14 protein-coding genes are annotated in these 12539 nt (G+C 71.2%); 7 read left to right on the forward strand and 7 right to left on the reverse strand.

Annotation, left to right across the window (positions count from 1 at the left end; all coding sequences use genetic code 11):
- Positions 1–54 precede the first annotated feature (54 nt).
- From QSK52_RS03700 to QSK52_RS03710, 3 genes are all read right to left on the reverse strand, one after another.
- Entirely contained in the window at positions 55–426 is a 372-nt protein-coding gene (locus QSK52_RS03700) for a hypothetical protein (protein ID WP_285733528.1), read from the reverse strand.
- Complete coding sequence (locus QSK52_RS03705; protein ID WP_285734400.1) at positions 423–1400, reverse strand: DUF2637 domain-containing protein; 978 nt, start codon at positions 1398–1400, stop codon at positions 423–425. The genes QSK52_RS03700 and QSK52_RS03705 overlap by 4 nt, the downstream gene beginning before the upstream one ends.
- A gap of 109 nt (positions 1401–1509) precedes the next feature.
- Positions 1510–1782 carry a hypothetical protein gene (locus QSK52_RS03710; RefSeq protein WP_285733530.1) on the reverse strand — a complete coding sequence of 91 codons (273 nt, stop codon included), beginning with the start codon at positions 1780–1782 and terminating at the stop codon, positions 1510–1512.
- A 466-nt stretch (positions 1783–2248) separates the two neighbouring features.
- Here QSK52_RS03710 and QSK52_RS03715 point away from each other — a divergent pair, with 466 nt between their 5' ends.
- Complete coding sequence (locus QSK52_RS03715) at positions 2249–3043, forward strand: GntR family transcriptional regulator (RefSeq protein WP_285733532.1); 795 nt, start codon at positions 2249–2251, stop codon at positions 3041–3043.
- Positions 3040–3696 carry a YdcF family protein gene (locus tag QSK52_RS03720; RefSeq protein WP_285733536.1) on the forward strand — a complete coding sequence of 219 codons (657 nt, stop codon included), beginning with the start codon at positions 3040–3042 and terminating at the stop codon, positions 3694–3696. The genes QSK52_RS03715 and QSK52_RS03720 overlap by 4 nt, the downstream gene beginning before the upstream one ends.
- A gap of 305 nt (positions 3697–4001) precedes the next feature.
- Here the strand turns inward: QSK52_RS03720 and QSK52_RS03725 are convergent, their stop codons facing one another.
- Entirely contained in the window at positions 4002–5255 is a 1254-nt protein-coding gene (locus QSK52_RS03725) for a hypothetical protein (protein WP_285733539.1), read from the reverse strand.
- 457 nt (positions 5256–5712) lie between these two features.
- Between QSK52_RS03725 and QSK52_RS03730 the strand changes: the two genes are divergently transcribed.
- Positions 5713–6426, forward strand: coding sequence for an SMI1/KNR4 family protein (locus QSK52_RS03730; protein WP_285733541.1), 714 nt, complete (start codon positions 5713–5715; stop codon positions 6424–6426).
- A gap of 143 nt (positions 6427–6569) precedes the next feature.
- Here the strand turns inward: QSK52_RS03730 and QSK52_RS03735 are convergent, their stop codons facing one another.
- Positions 6570–7343: a TetR/AcrR family transcriptional regulator gene (locus QSK52_RS03735; RefSeq protein WP_285733543.1), complete on the reverse strand. Its 774-nt coding sequence runs from the start codon at positions 7341–7343 to the stop codon at positions 6570–6572.
- A 110-nt stretch (positions 7344–7453) separates the two neighbouring features.
- Between QSK52_RS03735 and QSK52_RS03740 the strand changes: the two genes are divergently transcribed.
- A complete protein-coding gene (locus tag QSK52_RS03740; protein WP_285733545.1) occupies positions 7454–7840 on the forward strand; it encodes a VOC family protein in 387 nt (128 codons plus the stop codon).
- Positions 7841–7903: 63 nt separating this feature from the next.
- Here QSK52_RS03740 and QSK52_RS03745 read toward each other — a convergent pair whose 3' ends face one another.
- Positions 7904–8533, reverse strand: a complete 630-nt coding sequence (locus tag QSK52_RS03745) for a TetR/AcrR family transcriptional regulator (protein ID WP_285733548.1) — start codon at positions 8531–8533, stop codon at positions 7904–7906.
- A gap of 166 nt (positions 8534–8699) precedes the next feature.
- Here QSK52_RS03745 and QSK52_RS03750 point away from each other — a divergent pair, with 166 nt between their 5' ends.
- The 3 genes from QSK52_RS03750 to QSK52_RS03760 all read left to right on the forward strand — a co-directional run bounded on the left by QSK52_RS03750 (position 8700) and on the right by QSK52_RS03760 (position 11241).
- Complete coding sequence (locus QSK52_RS03750) at positions 8700–8999, forward strand: hypothetical protein (protein WP_285733550.1); 300 nt, start codon at positions 8700–8702, stop codon at positions 8997–8999.
- Positions 9000–9139: 140 nt separating this feature from the next.
- Entirely contained in the window at positions 9140–10996 is a 1857-nt protein-coding gene (locus QSK52_RS03755) for an N-acetylmuramoyl-L-alanine amidase (RefSeq protein WP_285734402.1), read from the forward strand.
- Positions 10997–11034: 38 nt separating this feature from the next.
- Entirely contained in the window at positions 11035–11241 is a 207-nt protein-coding gene (locus tag QSK52_RS03760; protein WP_285733552.1) for a hypothetical protein, read from the forward strand.
- 7 nt (positions 11242–11248) lie between these two features.
- Here QSK52_RS03760 and QSK52_RS03765 read toward each other — a convergent pair whose 3' ends face one another.
- Complete coding sequence (locus tag QSK52_RS03765) at positions 11249–12280, reverse strand: glycosyltransferase family 2 protein (RefSeq protein ID WP_285733554.1); 1032 nt, start codon at positions 12278–12280, stop codon at positions 11249–11251.
- Between the last annotated feature and the right edge of the window lie 259 nt (positions 12281–12539).

A 12539-nucleotide genomic window follows, 5' to 3' on the forward strand; every position in this document is an offset into this window, starting at 1 on the left:
GGGCAGCCGTCGTGCCGCCAAGCTGGGCGGCCGCCCCGGGGATGTTGCTGCTGGTCAGGCGCGCAGGTCACCGGTGGCGCGGAGCGCGTCGGCGATGATCTGGGCGTGGTCGAACGCCAGGCCGTTGGTGTCGCGGATGAGGTCGGCGACGGGCACCCAGCGGACGCGGGCGGCGTCGTCGGCGGCCACAGCCTGGGTGTGGGAGGCGACGGTGACGACGTAGGCGGTGGAGGAGTAGGTGCCGCGCGGGGTGGTGGAGCGGCGCGAGCGCCACAGCACTTGGGCGGCGACGGGCTGGCCGCCGGGTCGCAGTCCGCAGGCGCGGAGCTGGCGGCGGGTCTTGAGCCCGTCCGGGGCCAGGCGCCAGGGGTAGGTGGGGATGCCGAACCGCTCCCCCGTCGGGTCCCAGAACCGCGGGCGGCTCATGCGGCGTGCCTGAACGGGGCGTCGGTGAGCAGGGCGTGCAGGTTCTCCAGCTCGCGGTAGCGGGCGGCCACCCACCCGGTGGACCAGCCGGTCAGCTCGACCGCGCGCCGCTGCGGCAGCTTCTCCAGCACCGCGGCCCCGACGATCTCCTTCGCCAGCTCCTCCGAGACCTTCTCGGTCGCGGGCGGCCCAGACAACAGCTCCTCCGTCCGCGCCCGGATCGCCGCGGCCCGCTGCTGCTCACGCTCACGCTCGACGCGCTCACGCTCGCTCACCTCACGCTCACGACGCTCACGCTCCGCCTTCTCCGCAGCCTCCCGACGGGCCTGCTCGGCACGCTCGGCAGCCTCCCGCCGCTCCTGCGCCTCGCGTGCTTCGCGGGCCATCCGCAGCTCGTGCTCACGCTGCTCACGCAGACGCCGCTCCTCACGCTCGGCCTCCTCACGGCGGCGACGCTCGGCCTGCTCGAACTCCTCCAGCCGCTCCGCCCGCGCCCGCTGCCGCTCCTGCTCGGCCCGCGCCTGGCGTTCCTCGCGCTCGGCGCGCTCAGCAGCCTCCCGGGCGGCCACGGCCCGGGCGATGGCGCTCCGGTAGGCGAGGGAGGTCTCCGCGGTGACGATCAGCAGCAGCGGCGCCACCGCGTGCACCGCGACCCCGACCCTGTCGCCGTCCAGGGCGGACTGGCCCACGTTGAGCAGCAGTGTCGCCAGGCCGGTCATCCAGCGCAGCACCAGCGGCCACCGGCCACCACCCGCACCGAGACGGGCCAGGATGCCGTCCATCCGCACCACGATCACCACCGCCCAGTCCACGACCAGCGGCAGGATCGGCGCCGTCCACTCCCACCCCGCAGGGGTGTGACCGGACATCAGCGGCGTCACCGTGAGCATGCTGTACAGCACCGCCCCGAACGTGATCGCCCACGTCCCCCAGCTCAGCACCCGCTCCGCGGAACGGATCTGCTGCGGCGTCACCAGAGCACTCACCGCGCACCCCGCTTCCCGCCCCACGAACGGGCGATGAGCACGAACACGTACTTCGTGAGCGCCAGCGAGCGGCGGTGAGCACGCCGCTTGAAGCCGCTCACGCCGCCACCGCCGAACCGCGCATCCCACGGGCGCCGACCGGGCGACGGGACGCGCGCAGCGGCACCGGCGCGAAGGCCATCAGCCGCCGCGCGTACGCGGCCAGCTCCGGCTCCTCCCGCTCCAACTCCGCCAGCACCGCCGACGCCACGTCCAACCGCGCCTCACGCTCGACGGCCGACTCACCCGGCACACCGGCGAACAGCTCCTCGTCCACACCCAGCGCCAGCTCCGCGAACTCCTGCGAGTCCGCGGCCACTTGGCCTGCCACAATCGACCTCACGGGTCTCTACCTCTCTGATAGGTGAGCAGGCCCGTAGGGGCTGGCGTGCGCCCGGCCAAGGAATGCGCGCCAGCCCGCCCACGGGCCCGAGGAAAGACAGCAGCCCGGCGTACTTGGCGCCGGGGCTGTCGGCGAACGGGGAGGGAATCGCACCCTCGCCCCCGCAGGGGCCCACTACGGGCCGTCCGTTCGGTCTGCCTCCGCCTCACCCCAATCACCTCCTCACGTGGGGTTCTCGGCGGGACCAATGGAGTTGTCAAAGAGCTGTCGCTTCCTTCAGGGGGATGTCACCCCACCCCTCCGGGCACGTTCGCGCAGGTCAGGGCAGCCACAGAAGAATCAGTCTCCGCAGTCCTAGGACTGCTGCCCGACACGGAAGACGATGCACCACGCGACGGCAAGATGTCAACAGTCCTAGGACTGTGCTTCACTTGTCGTGGTGAGAGGAGCCCCTATGGCAGCGAAGTGGCGAGAGCTGGCAGACGAGCTGGCCGAGAAAATCCGGAGCGGGGAGTACCCCCCGGGGAGGCAACTGCCGCACATCCGGAAGCTGGTGGAGGAGGGCAAAGGGTCGAAGGCCACCGTGCACGCGGCCTACAAGGCTCTAGAGGCCGAAGGTCTGGTCACGTCCTCCCGAGGCCACGGCACCCGCGTCCGCGCGCAGTCTCCGCTCAAGCGTCTGGGCATCGAGCGGTACGACAAGGCGAAGTGGCGGGACGGGGACGAGGTAGCGTTCATCGCCGACCGCGTCGCCTCAGGCCGGGCGTACCAGCGGGGCGACCAGACCCAGACGGTCAACCTCGTAGCGGCGCCGGCCGCCGTCGCCGCGGCGCATGGCCTACCCGAGGGGGCACAGGTCTACGCCCGCGCGCGTCTCGTCAAGGAGGGCGAGCAGCCCACCCACAGCCTGACCAGCTACTACCGGCCCGAACACGTCGAAGGGACAAGGCTGGTGGACCCGACCCCTGGCCCCGCCGGACGCGGCGGAGGCTACCGCGTGCTGTACGACGCGGGATACGAGATCGACCACATGACCGAGGAGCTGTTCGCCCGGGTCGCTACGGCAGAGGAGGTCAAGCTGCTGCAGCTCCCGGCCGGGGAGCCCGTAGTCGAGATGCACAGGACGGCCTTCACCGCGGACGGCACCGTGGTGGAGTTCGCCGTTGGGATCCACGCTGCTTCTCGCTTCGCGTGGCGCTACGACTTCCAGGTCCCGGACTCCGCGAAGGATGGAAAGCTGGAGGCATGACTTCACCCCGGGCGCTCGCCGATGCTCAGCTTCTATGGGACTTCCACCAGATGCACCATGAGCTTCGGCCATGCTCGGTCGCTATTGGGCTCGGCAGCCACGACCTAGGAGTGGCAGACACCACCGCCGGGCTGTACCGGCGCGGGATGGCACCGCTGATCGTCTTCACCGGTGCCACCAGCCGAACAACCCAACACCTGATGCCCCGCGGCGAAGCAGTGCACTACCGCGAGCGGGCAGTCGAGCTGGGGGTACCGTCCTCGGCAATCCTGGTCGAACCGAACGCCCGCAACACCGGTGAGAACATCCTCTTCTCGCGCACACTGCTCGAAAACACTGCCACCCCCGTCTCCTCGGTCCTTCTGGTCAGCAAGCCGTACGAGGAGAGGCGGGCGTACGCCACCGCATGCAAGCTGTGGCCTGAAGTGGAGTTCGTCAGCGCCTCCACTCCACTCTCGTTCGAGGAGTACGTGGCATCCATCGGAGACGCACGCCTGGTCATCGACATGCTGGTCGGAGCCCTGCAACGCCTTCTGATCTACCCTCGCGAAGGCTTCATGATCAGCCTTCCCGTTCCTGACGACGTAACGTCCGCCTACAAACGGTTGATTCGAGACGGATTCACAAGCCGTCTCGTCACTGAAGCGGCGTAGGGCCATCCTCGTCAGCTTCTGCGTCGATCTTTTCTCTACGGGTTCAAGGGCGCTTCGCGCCCAGGGCGCGGCCCGACCGCCCGCCCCCGCCCTTGTCTTCGCCTGGGCGAGGGGCGGCCAGCCGCGCACGGCGGACGGACGGAGGTAGGTGGTTGCGGCCCAACGCGCCGTCGTGGCTGAGGCGGGCGGCTCCACGGTTTTACCCACCTGCCAGGACCGGGCCCCGCACCGAGCAAGACCAAGCAGGAACCGATCAAAACCGCTCCACCACCCGTGAGCTTGCGGCAGCATTTTCTGCAGTGCCTTTACTCGCCCGCTTCAGATGCTGATTGGCTTCCTTCGGCCCCACTCACATCGACTCCCGGGGCGGAGGAGGCCTCCTCCGAGTCGGGCGCATCCTCTTGTTCGGTGGCTAGTTCAGAATTTACTACTTGGGCCTGACAGTCGATCCCGTGAAGAATGGCTGAAACCATAGGCCAGTTGATCCGCTTGATATAGGCCTCTACGTCAAACTCTTCGCGAAGGCTGTCGATAAAGGATTCCACCCAAAGGTGGTTATTCCATCCTCTGCCGCCAAGAATAAATGATCGATTGGCGGAGACCTTCACGATCAGAGAAACGCTATAGCATTTGATTCTTCTCGGGTCGGGATTCCCGGCTTGATATTTAAGCAGGTCGAATGGAATATATTCGTTTGTTCCATAGAAGCCGACGCTGATGCTGGCCTTAAATGCTGGACATGAGATTCTCAGGCTCCCGTCATTGCCCCGGGTAACCGTGCTCTTATGGGGAAGTGGGAGACCGAACCTGCTGTAGTAGCCGCCAGAGCGAGACCATGCCGTCACCGTCCGGGTATTGGCGGGGCCACCCTCCTCGGGGAAGTCAGGCCTGTCGGACCTGTCCCGGGAGAAGAGTTCCATGAAGCGGTTGCTGAGAAGAACATCCGGGATGTCTGCGCGACCGCGCGTCACAAGTAGGTTTTCTGGAATGCCTGCCTGATTGAAATAGTCAGTTAGATGCGTTGCCATCCGCTCTAGTGTCATGTATTCGACAAGCTCGCGCGTCAGCTTTGCGCCAGAATTATCAACCAGCCTAACCCCCTCGTCCGTAAGTTCCAGCATGGACGAGACGGGCTCCCGGTCCCACTGTCGGGCGAGTGCTGGATTTTCGCTGAACGCAGATACGATTAGGCTGGAAAATTTTTCCGAAAAGCGATAACCTCTCAGGTCAATCGGCCGATTCTCTGGGCCAATGATGAATGATGCACCGATCCTTCCATCGAACTGGCGATCTTTTGTTTGTCGGATCGTCGAATATGCGAGACAGAGGGTGATTGTGCCAATGGAGGCAAAATAGAAGAACCTCCTGCCCGCCAGATCGAAGATGAGTGACGATAGGATATTGATAGAGAGTGATAGAATTACGGCAAGGACAATGATCTCTAGAAGGCTCCATTTTGCTTCCCTTAAGCGGGACAGGAACCTCTCTCTGGAATCCAATTCCCCTCCGGGGCGGTTGCGCGTTGCTTGGGTGGCAAGTACGTCGAGCCTACGGGCCACCGTATCGATTAAGTGGTGGTGTTGGTGGGGAGTTGCGACATATAGCGTTGTGGGAGATCTGACGCTGTGCCCGGGCTCGGGCGCCTCTGGAGGGCAAGATCCGGACTGGAGGCGGACCAAGGACAAATAGTTGGTGCTTCGTCACTGGTCAACGCTGGCGCGACTGGCAGACTGTAAATCTGTCGGCGATCCGCCCAGCTCAAGCCTCGCGGGAGGCTACGCCACCGCGTACGCCAACAGCCCCGGACACAAGGGCACCTCAGCCTCCGCCCACCGACCTGATCCATACTGGGGCCCGGGCAGGAGCCGCCCCTCGCGCGGCCTGAAAAGCGGAAGGTCGCCGGTTCGACCCCGGCCCTGGCCACATCGCCTGAACAGGCACGATGCCCTCGAAGCAGCTCGCTTCGGGGGCATTTTCGCGTTCCGGCACCGCCGGGGCGCCGAGTCGGGGGCGATCGTGGCGAACGACGCGGGTGGGCCGGGCGGGCGGGGGGCCGACTGGGCGGGGGTGCGGGAGCGGGTGACGGCCCTGGGGGAGGCTCCGTTCGCGGGGAAGGTCTTCGGGGCCCGCTTCCAGGGCTTCGGGCACGACTACCGGCTGCGGCCGCCGCTCACCGAGGCCGAGGTCGCGGCGGCCGAGGAGGAGTTCGGTGTCCGCTTCCCCGCCGACTACCGCGGCTTCCTGCTCCGGGTGGGCGCGGGCGGGGCGGGGCCGCACTACGGGGTCTTCCCGCTGTGCCGGGACGAGCGGGGCTGGCACTGGCTGGACGGCAAGGTCCGGAACGACGGCGCGCTCCTGGCGGACCCGTTCCCCTCCGCGGAGCAGCGGGCCCGCTGGCGGGCCGAGTTCGACGCCGCCGAGCCGGTCGCGGCGGACTTCCCCGACGAGGCGTCCCACCGCGCGGCGCACCGTGCCTGGGACGACGGGTGGGACCTGCTCGACGAGCGGATGACCTCCGGGGCGTTCTGCCTCGGCCACCAGGGGTGCGGCTACTACACCTGGCTGGTCGTGACCGGGTCGGAGCGCGGCACCGTCTGGAACGACCTCCGGGGGTGCGACCGGGGCATCGAACCGGTCACGCTGCCCGACGGCGGCTCCGACCGGACCACCTTCGGCGAGTGGTACCTGCACTGGCTGGAGGAGGCCGTCCGCGAGGCCCACGGCCGCTGAATCCCGGCCACCGCTCCGGTGGGCCCGCCCGGACGGCACGCGGTACCACCGGCGCGAGGACGTCGACTTCGGCGGGGCACTGCACGCCCCGGAGCCGTTCGGGTTCGGGCTGGCGACGGCCGGGCTGCTGCCCCACCGACCGGTCAGTCGGCCTGCTGCTCGATCAGGGCGGCGAGGCCGTCGAGGACGCGCGGGAGGCCGAACTCGTAGGCGCGGTCGGCGTTGTAGGCGCCGCCCTGGGCCTGGCCGGCGGCGGCGCCGACGCGGGTGGCGACGGGGTAGCGGGCGGGGTCGAGGACGCGGGCGAGGAGTTCGGCGTTGGCCTCCCACCACTGCTGGTCGTTCATGGCGCTGTCCTGCTGGGCGGCGCGTTCGTCGGCGGCGGCGCGGGCGCAGGTCTGGACGAAGCCGAGCAGGTGGGTGAGGGCGGCGTCGAGGCGGACGTCGTCGAGGCCGGTGCCTTCGAGGGCGCGGAGCTCGTACTCGTACTTGGCCATCAGGCCGGGGCCGAGCGGCGGGCGGGTGGTGGGGACGGCGGCGGTCCAGGGGTGGGCGGCGTGGAGGGCCCGGTTGTCGTCGGCGACGGCGGCGGCGCGGGCGCGCCAGCCCTGGTCGGCGGGGGTGGTGCGGGGCATCGCGGCGTAGAGGGTGTCGAGCATCAGGTCGAGGAGCTCGGCCTTGCCGGGGACGTAGGTGTAGAGCGCCATCGGGGAGAGGCCGAGCTCCTGGGCGACGCGGCGCATGGTGACGGCGTCCAGCCCTTCGGCGTCGGCGATCCGGATCGCGGCGGCGGCGATCTCGGCCGGTGAGTGGGCCTTCCGGGGTCCGCGGCGGCCCGCGGCGGGGGCGAGGGGGACGCCCCAGAGCAGGGCGAGGGTGTGCGCGGGGTCTCCGGCGCTGCTCCGGTTGCTGGCCATGCGGGGGATTCTCCCACGCAGAAATCTCCGTACTGTGTATACTGTACGACGTACAGAGATTCTGGCGCCCTCTGTGCGGCCCGACCCACACGATCCGGGAGGACCCCGCCTTGAAGATCAACCGCTCCGCCGTGTCCCTGACCGTCGAGGACGTCGCGGCCTCCGCCGCCTTCTTCTCCGAGCACCTCGGCTTCCGCGAGGAGATGTCCGCCGACGGCTTCGTCTCGCTCGGCCACCCGGACGCCGGGATGAACGTGGTGCTGCTGCGCCGCGGCCTGGAGGTGCTGCCGGCCGACTTCCGCGACCAGCACGCGGCCGGACTGATCCTGGCGTTCACGGTGGACGACGCGGCCGCCGCCGAGGCCCGACTGAAGGAGGCCGGGGTCGAGATCACCATGCCGCTGCTGGACGAGCCGTGGGGCGAGCGGCTGTTCCAGGTCACCGACCCGAACGGGCTGGTCGTGCAGTTCGTCCAGTGGCTGACCCCCCAGGCCTGACGGGCGCAACGCGGTGGTGCCCCCGGAGCGGACTTCGCTCCGGGGGCACCGCCGCGTTGCGCCTCAGGCGTCCGCGCCCGCCGGGAGGGCACCCGCCGGGAGGGCATCCGCGACCGCCCGCCGGGCGAACTCGACCAACTGCGCACGCAGGTCGGGCTCCGGGCCCGCGCCGAGGATCAGCCGGGACATCTGGGGCACCGCGCTGGGCCAGGCGGCCAGCGCGATCAGGCTGAGCAGGCAGGAGGTCACCTGCGGGGAGACCTCGGTGCCGAAGGTCTCGGCGAGCGCGGCGACCTTGCGCTCGTAGTGGGTGGCCCGGTGCGCCTCGTTGGGCAGGGCGTCGTCGCGGTAGTGCAGGCCCTCCCAGAGCGAGAGCCGGACCAGGACCGGGTTGGCCCGGTGGAAGTCGTACACCCGGCCGACGTACTCGGCGGGGTCGTCGCCGGGGCGCAGCGGGACGGCTTCGGCGAGTTCGTCCAGGGCCCGGGAGACCACCTGGTCGAAGAGCTTCTGCTTGCTGCCGAAGTAGCCGTAGATGCGCTCCTTGTTGACGCCCGCCAGTTCCGCGATGCGGTCCACCCGGGCGCCGGCGATGCCGTGGGCGGCGAACTCCTCCCGGGCGGCGGCGAGGAGCCGTTGCTTGGTGGTGGCGGCAGCGGCGGTGGCGGCAGCGGTGGCCGGGTCCTGGGTCATGCGGCCAGCGTAGGACGGAACGGCCCGGCTGCCAACCAACTGGATAGTTGACGCCAACCAACCGGTTGGATACCTTCGAGCAGCCGCACCGTCCACCCGCACAGTCCACCCGCACCGTCCACCCGCACCGCTCCCCGCCGCTCCTCGACCGAACAGGACGTGCCCCGTGTCGATCACCGCCCTCGAAGCCGACGCACCCGCACCCACCCCCATCACCGCCCCCGCCGAAACCACCGAGGCCGCGCCGCCCGCCGCCCCCTCCGTGCACGTGCGCGCCCTGCTCACCTGGCTGGCCGTCTACCCGGCGATCACGCTGGCCCAGGTGCTGCTCGGCCCCCCGCTGGCGGGGCTGGCCGTGCCGCTGCGGGTGCTGGTGATCACGGCGCTGGTCGTGCCCACCGTGGTCTACCTGCTGGTCCCGGGGCTGCTGCGGGCCCGGGCGGCGCTGCTGCGTCCGCGCCGCTGAGGGCCGTCAGCGGGCCGGGCGGACGGCCACCCTTCCGGAGGCGGGTCGCACCGCCGTCCGCCCGACCCCGGCCGGTAGCGTCGCGACCGCCCGGGGAGGTCCGCGGGCGCACCCACGTGCAGGAGGTCCCGGTGTTCCGGATGCCCAGGGCCGCGACCGCGGCCGCCGCGACGGCCCTGGTCGCCACCGTGCTGGGAGCGGCCCCGGCCACCACCGCCGCCCCGGACGCCGACCCGCTGCAGCGCCGGTTCGCCGCCGCCGCGGCCGAGTTCGGCGTCCCGGAGGACCTGCTGCTGGCGCTGGCCTACCAGCAGACCCGGTGGGAGTCGCACGGCGGGGCGCCCAGCACCACCGGCAACTACGGGGTGACCGGCCTGACCCGGGTCGACCCGGCCGCCGTCCCGGCCGGGGCGGACGGCCCGCAGCTGCACACCCTGGACGCCGCCGCCGCGCTGATCGGCCGCCCCGCCGGGGAGTTGGCCGTCGACCCGGCGCAGAACCTGCGCGGCGCCGCCGCGCTGCTGGCGCACTACCAGCGGGAGTCCGGCCGGGCGGTGGGGGGCGATCCGGGCGACTGGTACCGGGCGGTGGCCCGGTTCGGCGGGAACGCGCGCGGTCCGTTCGCCGACCGGGTGTTCGCGACCCTGCGCACCGGCGCCGAACGCACCACCGCCGACGGCCGCCACGTCCGCCTGGCCCCCTCCCCCGCCCTGCGCGTCGACCGGCCCGCCGACACCCCGGACACCGCCGGGCCCCGGGGCGCCACGGCCGCGGCCGACTGCCCGGCCGGACTGGACTGCGACTTCCGCCCGGCCGCGTACGCGCTGACCGACCCCGCGGACCCGACCTCGTACGGCAACTACACCGAGGCGGACCGTCCGGCCGACGGCCAGCGGATCCGGTACGTCGTGCTGCACGACACCGAGGGCGGCTACGACGGCTCGCTCGCGACCTTCCGCAACCCGAAGAGCCAGGCCAGCGCGCACTACCTGGTGCGCTCCTCGGACGGGCACGTGACGCAGCTGGTGGACAACCGGGACGTGGCCTGGCACGCCGGGAACAAGACCTTCAACATGCACGGCATCGGGATCGAGCACGAGGGCTACGCCTTCCCGAAGGACCGGCCGACCTGGTACTCGGAGCAGCTGTACCAGTCCTCCGCCGCGCTGGTGCGGCACCTGGCGGCCCGCTACGGCATCCCGCTGGACCGGGAGCACGTCCTGGGGCACGACGACGTGCCGGGGCCGGTGCAGGCGAACGTCGCCGGGATGCACTGGGACCCGGGCACCTTCTGGGACTGGGCGCACTACCTGGAGCTGCTGGGCGCCCCGCTGCCCGGCCCGGCCGGGCCGCCCGCGGTCGGCGACACGGTCGTGGTCTCGCCCGCGTTCGACACCAACCGCCCCGCGGTGAACGGCACGTCGGACCGTCCGGAGAACTTCGTCTACCTGCGCACCGGCCCGTCCCCGGACGCCCCGCTGCTGAACGGCGGCACCCGGGACGCCGCCGACTGGCGGGACAAGGCCGTCACCGGCGCCCGCTACGTGGTCGCGGAGGTCGCGGGCGACTGGACGGCGGTCTGGTACGACGGGCAGAAGGCCTGGTTCGCGAACCCGGGCGGCTCCGCCGCCGTCCGCGACCCCCGCCCCGGCCGGACGGTGCTCACCCCGCGGCCCGGCGCGGCCTCGATCCCCGTGTACGGCCGCGCCTACCCGGAGGCCGCCGCGTACCGGGACCACCCGTCGATCCCGGTGCAGCAGGTCGTCCCGCTGTCGGCGACCGTCCCGGCCGGGCAGGCGTACCCGGCCGCGGACCCCGAGCCGGTGCGGGGCGACTTCTACTACGCCCGGAACATCGACGGCGACGCCCCCGAGGACCGCACCCTGGTGGTCGGCTGCGACACGTACTACCCGATCCGCTACAACCACCGGCTGGCGTACCTCAAGTCGACCGACGTGCAGGGCGGTTCGGCCGCCCCGGCCTGCGCCGGGAACTGAGCCGCCGACCGGCGGACGGGCCGCCTGGGATCCGCCGCATGACGGCGGGCTCGGTGCAGATCGGCGAGCAGGGCTGCGGCCACTCCTCCTGGCCGGTGGTCTCCGGCCCGCACCGGGGCAGCGTGTGGGTGGACGGGTTCGCCGGGGACGGCCTGATGGTGCAGTCGGCCCCGGACTTCCGCACCTGGTGCCCGGGCCGGCCCGCCCGCGCCGAGGCCGAGGCCGAGGCCCGCGGGCACCGCTGAGGCCCGGTCAGCTGCGGCGCAGCGCCTTGCGGGTGGTGCGCACCCGCCGGTGCAGCCGCTGGACGTTCGCCAGGGTGTGCACCCGTCCGGCCACGGTCAGCCGGTACTTGAGGCGCAGGAACGGCGGCAGGGCGTCGATCCGGTCGCCCCCTATCGCGCTGACCAGCCGGGTGACGTGCCGGTGGTAGGCGTGGCGGTAGTCGCGGTCGCCGTCGGGGAGGGTCCAGAAGAACATCGGGACCTCCTCGACCAGGGTGTTGTGGTCGTAGGCCCGCAGGTGCTCGCGGAAGACCGGTTCGGGGCGGTCGAGCAGCCAGCCGCGGACGAGCTCGATCGAGCGGATCCGGTCGGCCAGGCCGCGCGGGTCGGTGCGGCGCTGGGTGATCGAGCGGTCGCCGTCCTCGCGGATCCGCCAGTGGTAGACGGGCTCGGACAGCACGTCGACGCTCTTCGCCAGGAAGTGGTGCGGGACGCTGACCGGGGCGTCCTCGTAGAGCATGCCCTCGGGGTACTCCAGGCCCGCGGCCTCGTAGAAGGAGCGCCGGTAGACCTTGTTCCAGGCGGTGCGGTCGGTGACCAGCGAGGGCAGTTCGCCGACGTGGGTGCGCAGCCGGGTCTCGGCGAACGGGCGGCGGTGCACGTGCGAGGGCTCCAGGCCGGTCGAGCGCAGCCGCAGCACGTTGCCGGCGGCGAAGTCGGAGCCGGTGCCGTCCAGGGTGTCGACCATCAGCCGGTAGGCGTGCGGCGGCACGACGTCGTCGCTGTCGACGAAGGCCAGGTACTCGGTGCCCGGGGCGAGGTGGCGCACGCCGGTGTTGCGGGCCGCGCCGAGGCCCTGGTTCCGCTGCCGGACCAACCGGAACCGCGGGTCGCGCGCGACGTACTCCTCGGCGACGGCGGCGCTGGAGTCGGTGGAGCCGTCGTCGACCACGACGCACTCCAGATCGGCGAACGCCTGGGCGGCGATCGAGTCCAGGCAGGCCGCGAGGTAGCGCTCGACGTTGTACACCGGGACGACGACGGAGAGACGGGGAGCCATCGGCTGCGCGGGCCTTTCGGGCTGGGCGCCCGGAATGGCGGGTGGAAATGCCGCCGGGCACGGACACGCGAAGCGTATCCGAGCAGAACTCCCCTGCGGGGAACGGGGGGTGAACGGGAAGTAGCGGAATTCCGCACTCCGAATTCACGACGGACGAGGGCGCGGCGGAACAGCGGCGGGAGAAAGCACCGCGGCGGGAGAACGGCACCGCGGCGGGCGCGGGAACAACCGAGCGCCGCTGCCCACCCCCGTGGGGCAA

It is taken from the genome of Kitasatospora phosalacinea, assembly GCF_030268885.1.
Lineage (GTDB): Bacteria > Actinomycetota > Actinomycetes > Streptomycetales > Streptomycetaceae > Kitasatospora > Kitasatospora phosalacinea_C.